This is a genomic window from Methanofastidiosum sp. (assembly GCA_013178285.1).
Taxonomy (GTDB): domain Archaea; phylum Methanobacteriota_B; class Thermococci; order Methanofastidiosales; family Methanofastidiosaceae; genus Methanofastidiosum.
This window is the reverse complement of the sequence record JABLXD010000001.1, coordinates 238,736-259,375: the sequence shown is the minus strand read 5'-3', so window position 1 is coordinate 259,375 and position 20,640 is coordinate 238,736. Positions and strand designations below refer to the sequence as shown.

The 20,640-nt window shown below is 35.8% G+C and carries 26 protein-coding genes and 3 tRNA genes; 15 read left to right on the top strand and 14 right to left on the bottom strand.

The window, feature by feature from the left end:
- The 5 genes from HPY60_01495 to HPY60_01475 all read right to left on the bottom strand — a co-directional run.
- Positions 1–1,208 (bottom strand): 4Fe-4S binding protein (locus HPY60_01495; GenBank protein ID NPV49858.1); only part of this gene is annotated, 1,208 nt, incomplete at its 3' end.
- Positions 1,208–1,723, bottom strand: coding sequence for a hypothetical protein (locus tag HPY60_01490; GenBank protein ID NPV49857.1), 516 nt, complete (start codon positions 1,721–1,723; stop codon positions 1,208–1,210). The genes HPY60_01495 and HPY60_01490, both read right to left, overlap by 1 nt.
- A gap of 53 nt (positions 1,724–1,776) precedes the next feature.
- Positions 1,777–2,418, bottom strand: a complete 642-nt coding sequence (locus HPY60_01485; protein ID NPV49856.1) for a thioredoxin family protein — start codon at positions 2,416–2,418, stop codon at positions 1,777–1,779.
- An 11-nt stretch (positions 2,419–2,429) separates the two neighbouring features.
- The gene (locus HPY60_01480) at positions 2,430–3,152 is read right to left on the bottom strand and encodes a hypothetical protein (protein ID NPV49855.1); all 723 of its coding nucleotides are present in this window, start codon (positions 3,150–3,152) and stop codon (positions 2,430–2,432) included.
- Complete coding sequence (locus HPY60_01475) at positions 3,137–4,066, bottom strand: FAD-dependent oxidoreductase (GenBank protein NPV49854.1); 930 nt, start codon at positions 4,064–4,066, stop codon at positions 3,137–3,139. Before HPY60_01475 ends, HPY60_01480 begins: the two co-directional genes overlap by 16 nt.
- Positions 4,067–4,158: 92 nt before the next feature.
- Here HPY60_01475 and HPY60_01470 point away from each other — a divergent pair, with 92 nt between their 5' ends.
- Positions 4,159–5,355, top strand: a complete 1,197-nt coding sequence (locus HPY60_01470; GenBank protein NPV49853.1) for a TIGR00375 family protein — start codon at positions 4,159–4,161, stop codon at positions 5,353–5,355.
- Here the strand turns inward: HPY60_01470 and HPY60_01465 are convergent, their stop codons facing one another.
- Entirely contained in the window at positions 5,356–5,580 is a 225-nt protein-coding gene (locus HPY60_01465; protein ID NPV49852.1) for a hypothetical protein, read from the bottom strand. It lies immediately after the preceding gene.
- A 140-nt stretch (positions 5,581–5,720) separates the two neighbouring features.
- On the opposite strand from HPY60_01465, the gene HPY60_01460 reads away from it, so the two are divergent.
- The 12 genes from HPY60_01460 to citG all read left to right on the top strand — a co-directional run bounded on the left by HPY60_01460 (position 5,721) and on the right by citG (position 15,909).
- The gene (locus HPY60_01460; GenBank protein ID NPV49851.1) at positions 5,721–5,867 is read left to right on the top strand and encodes a hypothetical protein; all 147 of its coding nucleotides are present in this window, start codon (positions 5,721–5,723) and stop codon (positions 5,865–5,867) included.
- A 1-nt stretch (position 5,868) separates the two neighbouring features.
- Positions 5,869–6,360 carry a flavodoxin family protein gene (locus HPY60_01455; GenBank protein NPV49850.1) on the top strand — a complete coding sequence of 164 codons (492 nt, stop codon included), beginning with the start codon at positions 5,869–5,871 and terminating at the stop codon, positions 6,358–6,360.
- 2 nt (positions 6,361–6,362) lie between these two features.
- Positions 6,363–7,229 carry an agmatinase gene (gene speB, locus HPY60_01450; protein ID NPV49849.1) on the top strand — a complete coding sequence of 289 codons (867 nt, stop codon included), beginning with the start codon at positions 6,363–6,365 and terminating at the stop codon, positions 7,227–7,229.
- A 203-nt stretch (positions 7,230–7,432) separates the two neighbouring features.
- Positions 7,433–7,918, top strand: a complete 486-nt coding sequence (locus tag HPY60_01445; GenBank protein NPV49848.1) for a hypothetical protein — start codon at positions 7,433–7,435, stop codon at positions 7,916–7,918.
- A gap of 29 nt (positions 7,919–7,947) precedes the next feature.
- A complete protein-coding gene (mdcA, locus tag HPY60_01440) occupies positions 7,948–9,693 on the top strand; it encodes a malonate decarboxylase subunit alpha (protein NPV49847.1) in 1,746 nt (581 codons plus the stop codon).
- An 11-nt stretch (positions 9,694–9,704) separates the two neighbouring features.
- A complete protein-coding gene (accC, locus tag HPY60_01435; GenBank protein NPV49846.1) occupies positions 9,705–11,066 on the top strand; it encodes an acetyl-CoA carboxylase biotin carboxylase subunit in 1,362 nt (453 codons plus the stop codon).
- Complete coding sequence (mdcC, locus tag HPY60_01430) at positions 11,067–11,390, top strand: malonate decarboxylase acyl carrier protein (GenBank protein NPV49845.1); 324 nt, start codon at positions 11,067–11,069, stop codon at positions 11,388–11,390.
- 10 nt (positions 11,391–11,400) lie between these two features.
- Positions 11,401–12,366: a biotin-independent malonate decarboxylase subunit beta gene (locus HPY60_01425; GenBank protein ID NPV49844.1), complete on the top strand. Its 966-nt coding sequence runs from the start codon at positions 11,401–11,403 to the stop codon at positions 12,364–12,366.
- Complete coding sequence (mdcE, locus tag HPY60_01420) at positions 12,367–13,242, top strand: biotin-independent malonate decarboxylase subunit gamma (GenBank protein NPV49843.1); 876 nt, start codon at positions 12,367–12,369, stop codon at positions 13,240–13,242.
- Between the two features lie 44 nt (positions 13,243–13,286).
- The gene (locus tag HPY60_01415) at positions 13,287–14,405 is read left to right on the top strand and encodes an acyl carrier protein (protein NPV49842.1); all 1,119 of its coding nucleotides are present in this window, start codon (positions 13,287–13,289) and stop codon (positions 14,403–14,405) included.
- An 8-nt stretch (positions 14,406–14,413) separates the two neighbouring features.
- Positions 14,414–15,061, top strand: coding sequence for a hypothetical protein (locus tag HPY60_01410; GenBank protein NPV49841.1), 648 nt, complete (start codon positions 14,414–14,416; stop codon positions 15,059–15,061).
- On the top strand, positions 15,058–15,909 hold the full coding sequence (gene citG / locus HPY60_01405) for a triphosphoribosyl-dephospho-CoA synthase CitG (GenBank protein NPV49840.1): 852 nt from the start codon (positions 15,058–15,060) through the stop codon (positions 15,907–15,909). Before HPY60_01410 ends, citG begins: the two co-directional genes overlap by 4 nt.
- A 124-nt stretch (positions 15,910–16,033) precedes the next feature.
- Here the strand turns inward: citG and HPY60_01400 are convergent, their stop codons facing one another.
- Positions 16,034–16,342 (bottom strand): hypothetical protein, encoded by a 309-nt coding sequence (locus HPY60_01400; protein NPV49839.1) that lies wholly within the window; start codon positions 16,340–16,342, stop codon positions 16,034–16,036.
- A 100-nt stretch (positions 16,343–16,442) separates the two neighbouring features.
- Here HPY60_01400 and HPY60_01395 point away from each other — a divergent pair, with 100 nt between their 5' ends.
- A complete protein-coding gene (locus HPY60_01395) occupies positions 16,443–17,135 on the top strand; it encodes a DUF2927 domain-containing protein (GenBank protein ID NPV49838.1) in 693 nt (230 codons plus the stop codon).
- Positions 17,136–17,155: 20 nt separating this feature from the next.
- Here HPY60_01395 and HPY60_01390 read toward each other — a convergent pair whose 3' ends face one another.
- Positions 17,156–17,503: a hypothetical protein gene (locus HPY60_01390; GenBank protein NPV49837.1), complete on the bottom strand. Its 348-nt coding sequence runs from the start codon at positions 17,501–17,503 to the stop codon at positions 17,156–17,158.
- 142 nt (positions 17,504–17,645) lie between these two features.
- On the opposite strand from HPY60_01390, the gene HPY60_01385 reads away from it, so the two are divergent.
- Positions 17,646–17,828 (top strand): hypothetical protein, encoded by a 183-nt coding sequence (locus HPY60_01385; GenBank protein NPV49836.1) that lies wholly within the window; start codon positions 17,646–17,648, stop codon positions 17,826–17,828.
- A gap of 7 nt (positions 17,829–17,835) precedes the next feature.
- Here HPY60_01385 and HPY60_01380 read toward each other — a convergent pair whose 3' ends face one another.
- The 6 genes from HPY60_01380 to HPY60_01355 all read right to left on the bottom strand — a co-directional run bounded on the left by HPY60_01380 (position 17,836) and on the right by HPY60_01355 (position 20,622).
- Positions 17,836–18,375 carry a hypothetical protein gene (locus HPY60_01380; GenBank protein ID NPV49835.1) on the bottom strand — a complete coding sequence of 180 codons (540 nt, stop codon included), beginning with the start codon at positions 18,373–18,375 and terminating at the stop codon, positions 17,836–17,838.
- 141 nt (positions 18,376–18,516) lie between these two features.
- Positions 18,517–18,601, bottom strand: a tRNA-Leu gene (locus HPY60_01375).
- 9 nt (positions 18,602–18,610) lie between these two features.
- Positions 18,611–19,054, bottom strand: a complete 444-nt coding sequence (locus tag HPY60_01370) for an acyl-CoA thioesterase (GenBank protein NPV49834.1) — start codon at positions 19,052–19,054, stop codon at positions 18,611–18,613.
- A 16-nt stretch (positions 19,055–19,070) separates the two neighbouring features.
- Positions 19,071–19,214: transfer RNA gene (locus tag HPY60_01365), tRNA-Trp, on the bottom strand.
- 7 nt (positions 19,215–19,221) lie between these two features.
- A tRNA-Cys gene (locus HPY60_01360) sits at positions 19,222–19,292 on the bottom strand.
- 25 nt (positions 19,293–19,317) lie between these two features.
- Positions 19,318–20,622, bottom strand: coding sequence for a histidine--tRNA ligase (locus tag HPY60_01355; protein NPV49833.1), 1,305 nt, complete (start codon positions 20,620–20,622; stop codon positions 19,318–19,320).
- Positions 20,623–20,640 lie beyond the last annotated feature (18 nt).

Sequence of the window (20,640 nt, the reverse complement as noted above, 5' to 3'; positions counted from 1 at the left end):
TCCTTTGGAATTGTTTTAGGAACATCTTTTAATTTTTCCTCAATTTTTTCTTCAACGAGAGCTTCTTGGGCATTGTAATCTTCAGCCAGACGCCCTTCAGAATATTGTTTTAACAAAGCGGAAAGTGAGGTTTTAGGTGGTCTAACACCTATTTTTTTAACTTCTTCATAAGGTAGATACACTCTTTCACCTTTTTTGAATCCCATATATGCTGGCCTTTCAACAAGTGTTCCTTTCTCCCTGAACTTAAATTCGTCTAATACATCAACTTCTTCAGCAGAAGTAGTTTCTGATTCTAAAGTTTTTTCTTCTCCTGGGATTCCTTTAGAGGTAGGAGTTACAATCTTCTTTTCAGGAACAATTGGTTTTTTCTTTTTAAAAGGAGAAATTGTAACAAGGCCGAATATATCTAAACCAAATGCTAGATGGCCTTTTGGACACTTATCTACACAATCGGCACATCTTGTACATCTAGTAGAATTTGGATCTTTAACTACATCTATGTCAAGAGGACATACATCTTTACATATATTACATCCTTCACAATTATTGCCACTGTGAAATAATTTAAGAAGGCTAATCTTATTAGAAGGCCCAGATAGGGCCCCTATGGGGCATAGATATCTACACCAGAACCTGCTAACAATAAAGAACATAATTACCAAAAATATTAATATACCGATTCTTGCAGCCAACCAAATATTATATGAAAATCCATTTGCAATCTGATATGGAAAAGTTGCTTCGATTGTACCTATTGGGCATAATTTACAGAATATCGTGTCTACGTATCTTATGGCGAGCACTAACGTTGCTACAAGGACTATCAATCTAGATATTAATGAAAAATCTTTTGATTTACTCTTTGCCTTTGGTTTTCTTTTTAACTTCTTATTCTTTTTAAACAAATTTTTTACAAAATCTATTGCATCTTGAAAAAATCCAAATGGGCAAACCCATCCACAAAATGCACTTCCAACAAATACAAATACTGCGCCCATTGTACCTAAAACGTATGTTGGAACTTGACCATTCATTACAAAGTTTTGCAATAGCCCTATAGGACAGCTTATTGAAGCCCAAGGACAAGCATAACAATTGAAAACAGGGCCTGTAAGGTGTTTTAAAAATATTCCAAGAAAACCAAGATTTATCAGAATCAAAGAAGCTGATTGGGATAAGGTCCTAATACGTTTTATTTTGCCCATCAACTCACCATTTCAATTGCTTCTATTACCTTTTCTTGTAATTTGTCTATTCCTACAATTTTATGGACAAAATTATTTTTTCTTAGAACAACACCGTCTTTATTAAAGAATATAACGGTAGGAAGCTCCGATACAGCATAGGTATCAAAAAATTGACCTTGAGTCTCAAGCTTTATTTCTTCGTAAGTTATATTTGGATTTTCTAAAGTGAAATTTAGTATTATTGCCTTTGCGTCAGGACATGTTGGGCAATCATTTGATGTAAAAACCCATATCTTTACAGGATAATCGATTTTTTTAAGTCTGTTAATTGTATCATCTGTCAAAGTGTGGCTTACAGTACTACCAGTCAAACCAATACAAGATAGGCAAATATAAGATCCAATTTGATTTGCTTGTTGGTATTGTAGTCCTTCTATCGAAACTGGCCCTATATTAAGTCCGTAAATACCTGAAATAAGAAGTACAAAAGCCAATATAAAGGCTATAATACTAGCTACCTTCATCTTTATCACATCTTATTAACAATAATGATATTTAAAAGTATTTGGGTATCAACCATTGTTGCTCATTTCTTTTTATCTAATGTAAAATCTAGTAATGAACTTATTCCGTCAACAGTGATGTTATTAAACGGAACGTCATTTAATCTTGATTTTCCATCAAAGAAGATAATACTTGGTATTCTATCGACGATGAAATAATCGAATATTACTCCATCTTCAACCCTATCAAATTCGTAAATATCAATTTTTCCTTTATATTTTTCCTTTATCTCATCTAAGACTGGTTCTTTTTCATGGCATATTTCGCAAACTGAAGATTTGAAGTATAGCACAATAACACGATTTTCTTCTTGAGATTCCCTAAATTCATTTAATTTACCTTCGATTATTCCAGTATTGTATTGATCAACAGCTTGTAATATCTGATCTTTGGTTTTACCCTCAGAAATCATATTGTTGATAGTAGCATCAACGATGGGAGTGTATTGACAGTCCGGGAAGTATTTTTTACAATCTTTCAAATTAAATAACGCACTACAGGGACAAATAGCTTCTTCTTCTATCTGTTCATAGAGAGTTTTATTTGAAGTTCCATTCGTTGTATTATTTTGATCATTTGTATTATTTGTATTCGTATTCGGCTGGGAAGTACATCCAGCAAATAATATTAATATCCCTATAATAAATACTAATATTTTTTTCATTTTTCTTCCTCCTATGATGTTACTACAAGATAGTTAATAAATTCTTCAATTTCAATCTTTCCTTCTTTCCTGAAAGAATCATTAATAATTGTCGTTGGAACTGCAGTAATTTTATATTTTTGACTATATTCTTCGAATTCGTTAGACATTATTGTGACTGTGGATATTTTATCTGAAACAATTGCATAAGCATTTGCAACTCTTACCATATCCGGACAATATGGGCAAGTTGGGGTAACAAATATCTTTACTTCTACAGGACCTTTTATTGTGCTTATTTTTTTAGCTATTTCCTCAGAAGCATTTGGTTTTTCTCTTGAGGAATCTATTACAGCTTCTATGAGGGGATTGAATTCCTTTCCCCCTGGAAACCCGTAGTGTTTAATGCCATAATCTTCTTTTCCAATTACTACAATTGCTGGAACTAATTCAATATTATACTTTATAGCTAAATCCTTATTTTTCTCGGTATCATACACTTTTAGAGATATTTTGTCAGAAAGCTGATCAAACTCTTTCATAAGTGTTTCAGTCTTAGAACAACTAAAGCAACCAGATTCTGAAGTAAATAATAAGATATCAACTTTTCCATCCATATTGGCTAGCATTTTCTTTATCTCTGTTTTATCAGATTCAGAAAGTACTTTATCGGGATTGGCCTCATTACACCCTGCAAATAATAAAGTACCTATTAGCATTAAACAAATAATAATAAACTTTATTCTTTTTTCCATAATGTCACCTTTGATCTCTCCATATCGTCAAAAATGCTTTTTATTGCAATTACTCCTTCACTTGCTGCAGTTACAATCTGCTGGAATCCATTGGATCCCGATGTTACATCTCCCGCGGCATAGACTCTATCAGTACTAGTTTTCTGTGAAGAATCTACTTTTATGTATCCTTTTTCATTTATTTCAATCCCAAGTTCTTTAGCACAGCAACATTCAGGGATTGATCCAATTTCAACGAATACTCCATCTACAGCAATCTCCCTTCCATCTTCTAATTTTACCCCTTCAACAAATTCTTTTCCAGTTACTTCTACTACATTAGAATTATACATAACTTCAATTTTAGAATTCTTTAGAACTCTCTCAATCCAAACTAATTCTCCTCGTAGCTTCTCTTTTCTATAAATAATATACACTTTATTTGCCATAGAAGAAAGTAATATAGCCGCCATATTTGCAGCATCACTCCCACCAACAACAGCTACAGTCTTACCCCTGTAAAAAAATGCATCACATGTAGCACAGTAACTTACACCTTTACCATAGAACTGTGCTTCTCCTGGAACTCCCAACTTTCTTCTTTTAGTTCCAGTTGCAATAAGAATATATCGAGTTTTGATTTCTTGATCTGTTAATTTAATAGTAAATATGTCATTATCTTTATCAGCAGAATAAACATGTTTTTCTATTATTGGAACCTCAAAACTTTTTAGATGTTCTTTAAATTTCTGCATCAATTCAAATCCAGATATAACGCCATACCCTGGATAATTTTCTATAAGGTGTGCAGACTGCGCTGTACCCCCTAAAGAATTTGATATAATTACAGCATTTAATTTGAATCTTGCTGCGTATATACCTGCAGAAATTCCGGCGGGACCCCCCCCAAGAATAGCAACATCAAAAATTTCCATATAATTTTAAGATTTGAGGATTCTTTTAAACCTATCTGTGATATATTGTCCACATAAATAAACGTTATAAGAGTAGTTATTATATCTATTACATGATTAATGTTGATTTTCATATTCATTCAATGTATTCTGGTGGGACTTCTAGCAATATGGAGATTCCAGTCATTGCTGAACAATCAAAATTAAAAGGTTTAAATACAATAGGGTGTGGCGACTGTCTCAATAAAAATTGGCTGAATCATTTTGTTTCTTCTGTTAATAAAATAGATGAAGGTACTTTTGAACATAAAAGTGGCATACGATTTATATTGACTACAGAAGTTGAAGATCAAAGAAGAGTTCACCATGTTATTATTTTTCCTTCTTTATCTTCTGTTGAAGAATTTCGTTATATTATAAGAGATAAATCTCCAAATTTAGATACCGATGGTAGATGCAATGTTAACTTAGCGGGGGACGAATTACTTGACATAGTTAAAAATATGGATGGATTAATTGGGCCGTCTCATGCTTTTACTCCTTGGACCTCAATATACAAAGAATATGACACTCTTGAAGATTGCTACAAGACTAAGAATATCCCTTTTCTTGAACTAGGTCTTTCAGCTGACACACATATGGCAGATTGTATATCAGAATTGAAAGATGTGACTTTCATGACTAACTCAGACGCTCATTCTCCTTGGCCACATAGGATAGGAAGAGAGTTTAACAGAATAAAGGTAAGGGATAATAATTATGATGAAATAATAAAAGCCATAAGAAGGCGTGGAGGAAACGAATTCGTTCTTAACGTTGGAATTGATCCTGATCTTGGAAAGTATCATATGACAGCGTGTACAAGGTGTTATAAAAAATACACAATTGAGAGGGCCATTGAACAAAAAAACAGATGCACTTGTGGGGGTCTTATAAAAAAAGGTGTCGCGGATAGAATCAAAGAATTATGCGACCAAGAAGTGACTCATCCTTCTCATAGGCCTAAATATCTCAAAACTATCCCCTTGGCAGAAATTTTAGTCCAGACACTTGGGCTTGCTTCAGTAAATTCAAAAAAAGTTCAGGACCTTTGGAAACTATTAATCCAATCTTTCAAAAATGAAATAAATGTTCTTATTGTAACTCCTAGAGAAGAGATAGAAAAAGTTGCCGGTGAAAAAGTGGCCCAAGCAATAATTGATTTTAGAGAAGGTAAGATATACATTGAACCTGGCGGAGGGGGAATGTATGGAAAAGTACACCTTACTAAAAAAGACAGAAATCAATCTAGTTTGGATGGCTTTCTATAATTAATCATCAAAAAGAGTTTTTACAACCATTATTACTTTTTCAGTATCGCCAGAAAATCTTGCCACAAAACCTTGCTTCAATTTTTTGATATCCAAATGGACTCCAGAAGGCAGACTAATATGTCTTAAATTATCTACCTCTTCTCTAGAAATAAAAATATCTCTTACAAAATAATCTTTCTTTTGGTGCTGCTTTGCCCGTTCGAGGATTTTTTCTGTAACCAAACTATCCCCAAATACTTTTATTGATTTTTTAATATATAAAACTAATTAATGTATAACTATTTTGGATATACAAACTAAAAATATAAATAAAAAATAGAGATATTTATAAATAACTAAGTCTAATAAACACGGGGATAAAAATGTCGAAGGTTGAAGTGAGTATCAATGGAAAAGATATAGAATTAAACCCTTTTGTAGAAGAATTCATTAAAAACACTGTCAAGGGCATGGTTTCCTCTCTTAGGGGGTATGAGAAAGGGATAATAAAAATTGAGATAGAGGATTAATATGGTTTCTGTATTGATAGTTTATTATACAAAATCTGGGAACACACGAGAAATGGCAAACATGTTGGCAACATTTTTGAGAGATGAAGATATTGATGTTGAAGTAAGAGATGTTCTTGAAACTTCACCAGACTATTTATTAGATTATGATGGAATCCTACTCGGATCTCCAACTTATTACGGTGATATGGCGGCTGAAATGAAGGAACTTATAGACAGAAGCGTAAAATACCATGGTGAATTATCTGGAAAACTCGGAGGAGCTTTTACTTCAAGTGCATATATTGGAGGAGGAAATGAAACTACACTTCTTTCTATTTTAAGAGCTATGTTGATTCATGGGATGGTTGTTGTAGGAGTCCATAATGCAGATCATTATGGACCAGTGTCAATAGGTGCACCAGATGACAGAGCAGAAAAGCAATGCAGGATCTATGCTAGAAAATTTGCTGATACTCTAAAAAGTCTTAAAGGCTTAGATATAGTTGATTAAATATGGACGTGCCAGATAATTATGGTGGACTTGAGGATAATTTCTCAAATTATGAAAATTCATATTTTGCTGTATTGCCGGTACCTTTAGAGAAAACAGTTTCCTATAAAGGAGGAACTTCTTTAGGGCCCAAAGCAATTATCAATGCCAGTCAAAACATGGAACTGTTCGATGAGGAGTTTTTTGTTTCTACTTGCACATTGGGGATTCATACAAAAAATGAAATAAATTGCAATCAGGAAATAGAAAAAATAATGCAAGAAATTGAAGAAGAATCATTTAAAATATTAAATGATAAAAAGTTTCTTTGTGTACTTGGAGGGGAACACTCAGTTTCTCAAGCCCCCGTAAAAGCTGCTAAAAGATTGTACAAAGATCTTTCAGTTTTACAATTTGATGCACATTTAGATTTGAGAGATGCCTACCTTGGGGACAAATATAGTCATGCTTCAGTCATGTCAAGGGTAGAAGAACAGGCACCAATTGTTCAAGTAGGTATAAGAAGTTTTTCTGAAGAAGAATATGATAAAATCAAAAATGGAAAGTATAATATCTTCTATGCAAAAGACATTCATGATAATAAAAGTTGGTTTAACAGGGCCCTTGAAAATTTATCAGAGAATGTTTACGTAACATTTGACATTGATGCTTTTGATCCTTCCCTTATACCCGGAACTGGAACGCCTGAACCTGGCGGCCTACCTTGGTATTTAGTTTGTGACTTCTTAAAAGAAGTTTTTTTCAATAAAAATGTAGTTGGAGTAGATATAGTTGAAGTTGCCCCCCAAGAATCTTCTACAGTTTCAGAATTTGTTGCAAGCAAACTTCTTTACAAAATGATGACTTACAAGTACATAAAAATGACATGATAATTAGGCCTAAAATTAGAAATCATGGCTTGAATTTGGCAATAAAATGCAAAATCATATATTTAGAATATTATTTTTTATTTATTTTCATGTTATTTTTTGCAGTTTGCACTGAAAACAATCAAAAGATTTTTAAATGAATTTTTAATCTCTTAAAACAACTACCCTTTAGAGGTAAGAGAAATAATTTTGGAGGAAAATAAATGTTGAACTTAGAGTCTTTAATATCAATTCTTGAAGCTTGTAAAAAAAACAATATCGCAGAGTTGGTAGTCAGAAAGGATTCCGTTGAGATTAGAACTGTTGTCGCCGGTGGCAGTGCCGCTGTTCATGCTGCTCAACCTCAAATTTCTATACCTGCAGCAATGACGAGTGCAGCAGCCGTTGAAGAAGCCGCAGCACCTGTTGCAAAGGAAGCGCCAAAAGCAGCTGCATCTTCAAACATGATTGAACTTACAGCCCCAACACCAGGAGTATCTTACGTATCCCCAGGAACTACAATTGATAAGAAACCACTTCCAAAGGAAGGGGACATAGTAGAAGCAGGTCAAGTTGTAGCACTTGTTGAAGCTATGAAAATGTTTAATGAAGTAACAGCACCAAGAAAAGCAAGAATTGCAGAAATTAAAGTAACAAATGAAACTCTTGTCAAAGTTGGACAGGTACTAATGCTTCTCGAGCCTCTCTAAGCTGGGTACTCCCTAATAAGGTGATACTTATGGAAGATGTAAACTACCTAAGGGATATATTTCAAACACCCGGCAAAGTGTCAGGTATACCCCATGACGATAGAATAGAGAGAGCAAAAAAAGGATGGGACAAAAAAGGAGAGGACACCCTAAAAAGACTTGCAGAAGCAAAAAGATTTGTGAAATCAGGCACAAAGATTGTTGACCCAGCCGATGCAGTAGCTCTCCTGGAAAGCGTAATAAAACCAGGAGATAGAGTTGCAATTGAAGGGGACAATCAGAAGCAGGCCAACTTTTTAGCAAAAGCTTTTGCGAAAGTAAGCCCTTCAAAAGTAAATAACATTCACATGATTCAATCTGTACTTGCTTTACCTGAGCATTTAGATGTTTTTGATAAAGGTATAGCCTCAAAAGTCGATTTTTGTTATTCAGGCCCTGTAGCAACAAGACTTGCAAATATGGTAATGAGTGGGAAGATAACAATTGGTGCAATTCACACATATATGGAATTGTTTGCAAGAACTTATCTTGACCTTACTCCCAGAGTATGTTTAGTTGCCGCAAATGCTGCAGATAAGGAAGGAAATCTTTACACAGGATTCAATACCGAAGAAACCCATTCTGTAATTGAAGCTACAAAGTTTAGGAAAGGTATTGTAATAGTCCAAGTCAATGAAATTGTTAACAAAGTACCTCGTGTAGATATACCAGGTGGCTGGGTTGACTTTATTATACCAACTGAAGACCCATACTACATTGAACCCCTCTTTACAAGGGATCCAAGATTAATTACAGAATCTCAGATATTCATAGCCATGATGGCCCTAGTTGGCGTCTACGGTAAATACGAAGTTAAAACACTTAACCACGGTATAGGTTTTAACACAGCAGCAGTTGAACTTTTACTTCCTACATTTGGAGAAGAGATGGGACTTAAAGGTAAGATTTGTACACACTGGGCATTAAATCCACACCCAACAATGATCCCCGCTATAGAGTCAGGATGGGCAGAATCCTTCATGCCATTTGGTAGCGAAGTAGGAATGGAGAAATATATCATGGCAAGACCAGATATTTTCCCAATAGGTCCTGACGGAACAATGAGGTCAAACAGAGTAATGTCACAAGCAGCAGGTCACTATGCTGTTGATGCATTCTTTGGTTCTACCCTTCAGATAGATCAATTTGGTAACAGTGCCGCTGCAACTGCCGGTAGGATTCCTGGATTTGGAGGAGCACCTAACATGGCATGTAATGCACCAGGTAGAAGACACCCATCTAAAGGATGGCTAATGGCTTCAAAAGAAGATGGTATGAGAGAGTCATTGATTGGACCAATATACAGAGGAAGAAAACTTGTAGTCCAGATGGTAGAAACATTTGGAGAGGGAATGTCTCCAGTATTTATCGAAAAGTTAGATGCATTCAAGCTACAAGCACAAGCAAAATTCGATATACCCCCTATCATGATTTACGGTGACGATATCACACACATAGTTACAGAAGAAGGAATTGCATATATACACAAGTGTAAATCATTAAAGGAAAGAATGGACGCAATCAAAGCCGTAGCAGGATACACACCACTAGGACTTGCAGCCGATGATTCGCAGACTAACAAATTAAGAAAAGCTGGAATTGTTGCACTTCCTGAAGATTTAGACCTATCATTTAATGATGCTAAAAGATCAAAACTTGCTGCAAAGAGCATGAGTGAACTTGTTGAATGGTCTGGAGGTTTGTACGAACCACCAGTCAGATTTAGAAATTGGTAAGGAGGATTAATATGTTTAAGAAAGTTCTTGTTGCAAATAGAGGAGAAATTGCTGTAAGGATAATCAGGGCATGTAAGGAAATGGGAATAAAAACAGTAGCTGTTTACTCTGACGCTGATAAAGATGCACTTCATGTTAAACTCGCTGATGAAGCAGTTAATATTGGACCTGCTCCATCAATTAAGAGTTACTTGAACATGATGAATATTATTAACGCTGCAATTGTCACGGGCGCAGAAGGTATTCACCCAGGTTACGGATTTCTTGCAGAAAACTCTAGATTTTCTAAGCTTTGTAAAGCCAATGGTATAAAATTCATAGGCCCCAGTGCAGAATCAATAGACGCAATGGGAGACAAAGCAACAGCTAAAGATACCATGAAGAAAGGTGGTGTACCAGTAACACCCGGTTCTGATGGAATTATAAAAACAATTGAAGAAGCCGATAAGCTAGTTAAGAAGATTGGATGCCCCGTCATCTGTAAAGCCTCAGCTGGCGGCGGTGGAAAAGGAATGAGACTTGTCAAGTCCGAGAAAGAATTAGAATCTGCCTTGAGATCTTGTCAAGCCGAAGCCCAAGCTGCATTTGGAAATCCAGATGTTTATATTGAAAAATATATAGAACAGCCAAGGCACGTTGAAATTCAGATTATTGCTGACCAGTACGGTAATGCAATATACCTTGGAGAAAGAGACTGTTCTATTCAAAGAAGACACCAGAAACTTGTTGAAGAAGGACCATCACCTGCAGTATCTCCTGAAATTAGAAAGAAGATGGGAGAGGCCGCAGTTAAGGCAGCACTCGCTGCACAATATGAAGGTGCCGGAACTGTAGAATTTTTGTTCAACGACAAAGAAAATGATTTCTACTTCATGGAGATGAATACAAGGGTTCAGGTAGAGCACTGTGTAACTGAAATGATTTCAAATATAGACATAGTAAAAACAGGTATAAGGGTTGCAGCCGGAGAGAAATTACCATATGCCCAGAAGGATGTTAAACTAATGGGACATGCAATTGAATGCAGAATCAATGCAGAGGATCCAAACACATTCGTTCCATCACCAGGGGACATTGAAAAACTCATATTACCTGGAGGGCCTTTTGTCAGAGTGGACACAGCATGTTACCAGGGATACCAAATTCCACCGTTTTACGACTCTCTAATTGCAAAATTGATTGTATGGGGAGAAGACAGAAACGAAGCTATTGACAGAATGTACAGAGCACTTGATGAATTTATTGTAGAGGGTATTAACACAACAATCCCATTCCACAAAAAAGTCATGAAAAACCAGATATTCAGGGGAGGAGTTTTCCACACCGACTTCATAGAGAAACATATGGACAAGTCAAAGAACGGAGGGGAATAAATGGCTTTAACTGAACTAAATTTTGAATTTAAGCCTGAAAACCCTAAAACAATTATAGAAGAATGGTCTCACGTTGGCGTTGTTGGCAGCGGAGACCTTGAAGTCTTGATTGAAAAAGAAAATGCTCTAAAAGGAAAAATAAAACTCCACATTTTAACTACCGTAGTAGGATTTGACGACGTCTGGGAAACAGTTGTTAAGAAATTCATCGATAAAACTGGACTCTCAGGGGTCAAAGTAAGCATAAATGACAACGCAGCTACACCAGCAGTAGTTATCAGAAGACTCCAACAGGCCGTAGATAATGGAGGAGGACTCCAATAAGGGTGATTTTATGAAAATTAATTGGGAAGATCTTCAAGGTAAGAGCTTTTACCAAGCAACAGCTAGGGAAAGAGCTTACGGAATGGTAGACAAAGGCACTTTCAAGGAATTCCTTGGCCCAAGAGACAAAATGACAAGCCCACATTTATTAGTTCTCGGAGAGGCAGTTGAATTTGACGATGGAATCACTGTTGGCGTTGGTAAAATAAAGAAACACCCAGTATTTGTAGTCTCTCAAGAAGGAAAATTCGTCGGTGGGGCGCTTGGTGAAGTAAACGGAGCTAAGATGGCCTACACAATGAAACTTGCACTAAGAACATATGAAAAGATGAAGGAAAAATACGGAACAGTACCTGATGACAGAAAGCCAATATGCATAGTCTCTTTTGACTCTGGAGGAGTTAGACTCCACGAAGCAAACGCTGGCCTTTTAATGCACTCCGAATCAATGGAAACTATTTGGGAACTTCAAAACAAAGTACCCTACATTGCAATTACCGGTAGCACAATAGGTGCATACGGTGCCCAGGGATTCGTCTGCTTAAGTGCAGACGTTGTAATAGCAAATGACTTTGGGAGAATAGGACTTACTGGCCCAGAAGTAATTCAGCAGGAAGTAGGAAAAGACGAATTTGACGCTTCAGACAGAGCCCTTATATGGAGAACAATGGGTGCAAGGTCAAAATACATCCTCGGCGATGTTGACTACCTATTAAAGGATACAATTGGTACCTTTAGAGATACAATTGTAAACATCGTAGATGAACCTATGAGCAAGATCTCAAAGACAAGAAAAGTTGGTTCACCACAGCTTGTTGAAGAGAATCTTGAAGTAGTAAAACTTGCAGCTGAAAAACAGATAAAGGATTCAAAAGACCTATGGAAAATATACGGAAATGAAAACGTTGACCAAATACCCGAGATGCCACAAGATAAGTTCCTTTCAGTTGTAAAAAGAAGGCCAAGGAGGATTTAAATGGTAACATCACTTATTGGAAAGACTGAAGAAGCAATCCAGATGATATTTGACAAAGATACCTTCCAAGAAAACGTAATTGGAACTACTCATCTAGATAAAGAACTTGCTCCACCAGTAATGGTAGGTCAGGCAATGTTAGATGGAGAGGTATGTTCCGTTCTTGCTAACAATTCCAGAAGGCCAAATCCCAGATTTAGAGTTGTTTACAGCGGGATCTTGGGAATGGAAGAAGCTTACAAATTCTCTCAGGCAATTTATGCTACAATCGACGCAGACAAAGACAGACCAAAAGACAAGAAGAGACCTATTGTCCTTTTAATCGATACCCCAGGAAACAGCCCAGGAAAAATAGAAGAAATTGTCGGAATGACAAAAGGAACAGCTTCATATCAGTTCGCAATTGAAGATGCAAGACTTGCAGGTCATCCTGTAATTGGAATGATTATAGGAAGGGCAGTCAGCGGTGGATTCTTATGCCACGGACTTCTTTCAGACAGAATTCTTGCACTTCCACGTGATTACGGAACAATTGTCCACGTCATGCCTACAACAAGTATCGCAGTAATTACAAAGATTCCTTTGGAAAGACTAAACGAACTTGTCAAGACAAATCCAGTATTTGCATCAGGAGCAGAGTTTTTCTACGACCTCGGTGGAATCGATGAAATGGTTAAGAAACCTGAGGATATGAGGGCTACTATACTTAAAACAGTAAAGGAAGTTAGAGATCTCAGAAAGCAAGGTAAAGACGATCAACTTGGAATTTGGCACAGAGGAGAAGTCGGTGCACAGAGAGGCGGCAGAAAGAAGAGAATGGAAGCCATCAAGAAGATGCAAGAAGAATACGAAAAGATGCTCCCTGAGCTCTTATAATTTATTTTCCTTTATTTTAAATTTTTATATTTTGAGGAATTAAAATGGTAAAAAAATCAAATACCTATTTTGAAGATTTAAAAGATAGCGTTGAAACCTTTTCTACAGTTCCTTCTTTCGATGAAATGAAGCATAGAACACTTGCTGATAAGGGTATCAATGGCCCTACTGCAGCTCACATTATAGAAGAAGTACATACCCCCTTAAACTATGCATACATTACTTTTACTACTGGAACTACCGCTTGGCAGAATATTGTTGGAATAACACCAAACGAAAAAGAATATAGGAAAAACGTTGGTAAAAACGCATTAAAAATGGCAGGAGTAAAAGAAGGCCAAAAAGCAATGTTCTGTTACCCGCCCCTACTAAATGCCATAACAAGAAATGCATTGGAAGAGTTGGGTGTTACATGGACATTTCTAACAAAATCCTCTAGAGATTCTTTCTTAATGGATTTATATTACAAAGAACCAAATGTAATATTCGGCGAATCTGCATTTTTGAAAGCTTCTTTAAAAGATGCCATAAAATTAAATATCGCTGAAGATTTGCCCCACGTAGATATAGTTAACTGTATTGGTACTCCATTAGATCTAGAAGCTGTTGACATTATAAAAGATATCTTAGGTGCAAGAGTCAATGATATATACGGTACCCAGGAATTTGGCTGGATTGCAATGAATGGAAATCCAGTAAGAGAGGACATCGAATTTGTAAGATCTGATGTGGGCCGTGATTTCAAAGAAGCAGTTGTTGGTGGCCTTCCTACAGGCGACAGTTTCCCTGTTGTTGAATCTGGACACGCACTTGACAAAAATGGTAAAATTATTACTTACATGAGGGCTAGAACTCAACCCGATTATGAAATTTATGTCAGAGAAACAACATTAAATGCCAAACAAACAATTGAAAGGGCATGCCGCAGCATATTGAGAATAAAATCCAAAATAGCTAAAGTTCCCGAAGATGTAGTCTTAAACTCTGATAGAACAGTTTTAGAGCTTTTACCTTCAATAATACCAAAAGGATATGAAGAAAATCATGATCCAATTCTCATCGAAGGGCCTGTAAAGACTAGAATGTTTGACCTACTTGTTCAAGCACAGCTTGACTACCAAACTTTAAGCGTCAAAGACCCTTGCTGGGTAAAGGATAGGTAAATCTCATCATGATTTTCCAGAGACACGATCTTGTATTTTCAGACTGGAGAGAAATCGACACGTCGCTAGTTCAAAATGAGAATTTTAAGAAACTTATACTTCAGAATGCCTTACCTGGAATAGTAAGACGCGATGAACTAGAATCTATTCAAGGAGAAAACTATTATTCTGAAAATGAGAAAGTCTTTATCGGATTTGTGCATCCTTATACCGAAAATGGGAGAAGGCTTAGATATGCAACTTACGTCTATGGAGATAAAATTACAAAACTAATAACGCCATATGAAATTTCCAACTTTAAATTTGAATCAAGAACTCCTGCATTATCTGCATTATCTAAAATAAAGAGTGAATTTAAGGTAGGTGTATGGGGCTCAACTTCACTAGAAATTATTACGGGATTGCTCTATACTCACAATAAATCAGATCTTGATCTAATCGTAAAAAATTACAATCAAGATGAATTAATCGCCCTTCTATCTTTATGCAATGAGATTGAATCTGGTTTAGGAATTAAGATCGATGTAGAAATTCACCTTAAATCAGGATATGGCATAAACCTTAAAGAGTATGCATCAGAAAGCGATACACTGCTTGGGAAAGGATTAAGAGACGTTGTATTATTAGATAGAAAGAGCATTGAGGCATACCTATGAAAAAAGTAGACATACTAGGGGAGCTGGCAACTAGAAGTATTCTCCTTGAAGTATCGACACACCCAAAACCAGGTCTTGTAACTCCGTTTTCATCTGGTGCACATAGGGATATGGACTTCACACTTTTCTTGAAAAGCACAGCTGTATTGAGTCAGGGCTTTAAGGAAGTGTCTCACTTTGGCTATAACTATAAGGGTGATTTAGGTAAAATGCTCCCTCCTCTAAGAAAACTCGGTCTTGATGTCGAAGAGAGGATGTTTGAGGTTACAAATGGAGTTAATACTCAAAAAGGCCTTATATTTCTTTTTTATTTGATACTTGGATCCTCAGGATATTTATTAAATAAAAGAAGACTCTCTCCAAAAAATGTCTCTTCTTCAGTTTCTAAGATAACAGCTGGCTTAACTGAGAAGGAACTAGGTTCAATAAAAAAAGGAAAAAAATCTCTTTCAAAAGGAGAAAACACTTTTGTAAAACACGGGATTACAGGAATTAGGGGGGAAGTAGAAAAAGGCCTACCAACTGTAATGGAGCTGGGGCTCCCTGAGTTTAAAAAAGCATATGAGAAAACTCAAGATCTAAATAAATCCTCCCTTCACGCATTAATTGCCATAATGTCAAGAGCCGAAGACACAAATATAATTTCACGAAATGGAATCGATACATACTATGACATCCAGAAAAAAGCAGATGAGATAATTAAAGTTGGTGGAGTTTTAACGACAACAGGGATGTCAAAAATTTTAGATATCGAAATGGAGTTTCTAAAAAGGAATATCAGCCCCGGCGGTGCAGCCGATTTACTGAGCGCAACTTTATTCTTTTACTTCATTGAAAGGGAGGTATAGGTCATGGAATTTACACCACTTCAAACACTAATAATCGCACTTTTTTTTAGAGCATCAGTTCCTCTATTAATATTCGGTGGGGTATTGTACTACTATAAAAAGAGGGGCAATAAAAAGAAATAATTTACTTCCAGAATTCTTCTATTATAAGCGAAGCAAGAAAACACAATCCAGAATTTTTAACGCCCCAGTAACTTTCTACATTTGGCCTTGCAACACCCAGGAACTTCTTCAATTCTTCATTTATTACTTCACACTCGTTACCTGTCAATTGTACAATACTTATGCGTTTTCCCAGAAATTCCATAATTTTTCCTGATTCAATGTGATCCTCTACTTCTTTGACTGATATCTGATATTCTGCCGAATCTATGGCGCATATAATCTCAAAAAGTAAATTTTTTATTGCATCACGGGGTATATCGTTATTCATATTAGTCGACCCTAATTCTGAAATTAGTTTATTAAGTTTATCGCTTTTAATTAGATGTATAATACCATATTATTATATATCCTACTTCTTATTATTAATTGTGATTAGTAAGATAATAATTTTTTCATTTATATTTCTTTTAGGTTTATTCTCAGTTTGTTGCGTAACTTATGATGAGCCAACACCTATCCCTGAACAGACACAAAATTCCTATATCTATAGTGATAAGGAGATTGAATACTTTACAGAAATAGCTCTCGGAACTGAGTATGGAAACAATTTACAGGTTATTAGAAAATGGGATTCTGATATTAGAATAAAAATTAATGGAAATCCAAGAGAAAAGGATATGGAAGCTGTGAATCAGGTGATCTCAGATATCAACGAACTTATTGGTGACAAAGTATACCTGACTATTGTGAATACTAATGAAAATATAAAAATTAACTTTGTTCCACTGTCTGACTTTTCTATCTGTAATGCAAAACCTGGGAACTATGGGTACTTCAACTGCAGATGGAGAAATAATGTTATTTATGAATGTGACATTTGCATTGCAACTGATGATTCACTTCTACAAGAGGAAAGATCCCACATGATAAGAGAAGAGCTAACGCAGTCTTTAGGTCTTATGAAGGACTCCTTCAAGTATCGTGACAGTATATTTTATGAAGGTTGGACTCAAACTTTAAATTATTCAGAAATTGATAGAAAAATGATAGAGATACTTTATTCTAATGATATTAGGCCAGGCATGTCAAAAGTTGAAGTTGAAGGAATATTAAAAAAATAGATTTTATAAATCTTTAATTTTTAGAAATAGATTATTTCATAACCCACTCTAGAATAATTGAATAGACTTGGATGGCCGTATGACTCACCGCTTAGATGTAATCCCTGATTTTTCGCATAATCAATCGTGTTTGTTTTTTTGCTACATGTTTCACATACACAATCTATCAATCCATTCTTACGTGCAGTTTCGAATATTTTTTTGTATTTTTCATCGGACTTTGATATGTCCTTTAGATAATGAGTAGCATTTCCTTCAATGATTAGTTTGACATCATCACCATTTTTTCTCTTTTCTAATCCACTTTGCAGTGCATCGATAAAAGTTCCAATCTCATCTGTATAAGCAACTATTGCTATCTTCTTCATCTGTTCACCCCAATAATAAAATTATATTCTAGTTTATATATTTTTTGGTATTAATATAACTTATAGTTATAATTATTTATCATACGTCTAATAAGAACTTGGCAATAGAAACTATTTTAAGTGGTTTAGTTATAATCAAATCATGAATTACAAACTACTTTTAGGGTGCCTTTGCATCGGATCAGGATTGTCTGTACTCTACTATAGATTTACAAACTCCCTTTATTTTGAATTTATGGACATCGTTATATTGGCAGTATCATTAGTCGCTGGAATATATTTGATAACAAAAGGAAGGGAAGAATCAAGAAAATTAAAAGAATAAAAAATATTTATTTTTTCTGTCCAAAGCCAAATAGTTTTGCAAAGAATTTGAATGGCAGATCTTTGGAAAGGATTGTGACTGTTTCTATTTCACCACATGCTCCATTTAAAGTCAATTTGCCTGGCTTCACTGCTCTGAATATCCATCTTATTGATGCAACATCGTCCCAACTTTTTGGAGCAAGTTCACCCCAATGTGGAAAATCTGGAGATGGCAGAGCATCTGGTAATACGAGTCCGCTGTAAATTAATGTGCCATCTGCTTTATAATATTCTACATTTATTAACTCAACAGTACCTATTTGGTAAGGGAGTTTCTTATTTGCAACAATTTCTAAAGTTATTTGATCGACTGTTTTACCTTCGATTTTAACACTACCCATAGCGGCTTTTTCTAGAGTAATTGAAAATGTTTCTCCAACTTTGGGCGTATTGTTACTGATTTTATAGTATCCTTCGTCGAATTGACATTCAGCCATCGTTGAGGCAATACCAAAAACGCTTACTACAAATAGTAAGGATATCGTCATAGCTAATATTTTCTTCATAATTATCACCTATAGGTGTATAATATGAAGATTTTCCCTATATATAAAGATATGGCAAAAAATAGGGAAAATAGGGAAAAAAATAGGGAAAGTAATAAAGGAAATTTTTCCCTTTTCTAGTACTATTTTAACGAAAAGAAGTGGAGGGAGGGGGATTCGAACCCCCGAACACCTACGTGACAGGACCCTGAATCCTGCGCCTTTGGCCAAGCTCGGCAACCCCTCCTTAATTATATTACAATTTAGTCTGGGTATCAGAATGTTTTAATCTCTCTACTTCATTCCAGAGTGTTAATCCTTCTCCTTCAGTCGGCTTTTCATATTTAATCCCATGGGGCATGGATTTACCATTTTCATCAACTGTAACAAACCCGTCAACATGTTGATCTCCCGTATTTCTTTTGTATATCCTTGTATAGATGGTAAGGCTTGTTTTTCCAACATGCGCCAAAACTGATTTAATCTCTAGAATATCTCCATTATTTCCAGGTCTAATAAATTTCATACCATGAACTTTTATACAAACAATTTTTGTAGGATCTCCATATACCCTTGCAGCTTCAATGAAAGCAGCCTCAACAAACCACATTGAAGTTACACCTGCAAAAAGGGTCCCATGATGATTTAAATTTTCAGGTCTAACAAGTTTGGATATTGAAGTAAAATTTGAAGTATTCATAAAATCAACCTTAAAGTGGGGACACAGGGATTTGAACCCTGATCCATGGATTTCCCCATCAAACTCCAGAATTTCTTCATCGGCAAATGCCATCAGTTATCTCTTTCATCTGGAAAGGATTCTGGAGTCCATGATGATGGCCTGGTTACACCATGTCCCCTTTGCGAAGCCGGGGGAGGGAGTTGAACCCTCGTAATCGGATCTGCAGTCCGAGGCCGAGCCTCTCGACAACCCCGGCTTAATCAAGATAGCCTTTAAGTATTTTATAAAACTTTCGTTAAATACTTTGAAGGCGTAGAAACAAATTTATCAAAGGAAATTTTACTTTCTTCCCCAGATTTTAGGTCACGGAGAGTTAAATTTCCCTCTTTTAGATCCCTTTCACCTATTATCAAAAGAGAATTTGCACCAAGCTTGTTTGCAAATTTCATCTGATTTGATAAATTCCTGCTCATAAAGTCAAAATCAACTCTAAACCCAGAATTTCTTAAACTAGTCAATAACTTTGAAACTTCCTTCTCTACATTTCCAATAGTCGCAATGAAAACATCAATCTCAACTTTTTCTTCAGGCCATATGTTTTTTCGCCTCATCATGAGCTCTAATACCGCATCACCCATCCCAAATCCAACGGCCGGTATATGCTCTCCTCCAAAGAGCTCTGCTAGATTATCATATCGGCCTCCACCAAATAGAGCCCTGAATTCTCTTTTCCTATCATGGACTTCAAATACCATGCCCGTATAGTAGTCAAGCCCTCTTACAATCGATGGGTCAAATGTCGTAAATTTTTCATAGCCCCTGTCATTTAGATTTTCTGCAATCTTTCTCAGCGATTCAATAACATTTGAGATGCCTTCTCCTTTGTAGATTTTAGATAGGTTTTCAATTGATTTTAAAAAGTTACCTTTAGAATTAAGAAAATCTTCTATTTCTTTTATTTGTGTAGCACTCATTCCTATCTCGGTAAGCATTTCATTAAAGTCATTTTCACTTACCTTTTCCCTCTTGTCTATAATTTTAAGAACGTCCTGGTAACTATCGATTCCAAGATTTAATAGAAATTCATGAAGCATTCTTCTATCTGATATCCTTACCTCAATGTCAGATTCATCAAATCCCAGGTCACAGAGTAATTTAATAGCACAAGAAATAACTTCACTGTCTGACCTTGGATCTTCTGATCCAAAAATGTCAATGTTAAGCTGATAGAACTCTCTTAATCTACCGCTCTGTGGCCTTTCATACCTCCAGAGTCTTGGTATAGAATACCATTTCACAGGAAAGGATAACTCTTTAGCCCTTGAAACTAATACCCTGACAATTGAAGGGGTAAGTTCCGGGCGCAAAGAGATCATCCTGCCACCTTTGTCTTGAAAGGCATAAAGCTCTTCAATGATCTCTTCACCACTTTTTATAGAATAAAGTTCAAATAGTTCGATTGCTGGCGTATCTGTTTCAAAAAAACCAAATTCCTCAACAGTTTTTTTTATCGATGAAAAAACTTTCTTTCTTGCAGCCATCTCATTTGGAAGAAAGTCCCTCGTACCTCTCAAGCGTTCGAACATCTTTGCACCCAAATTAAA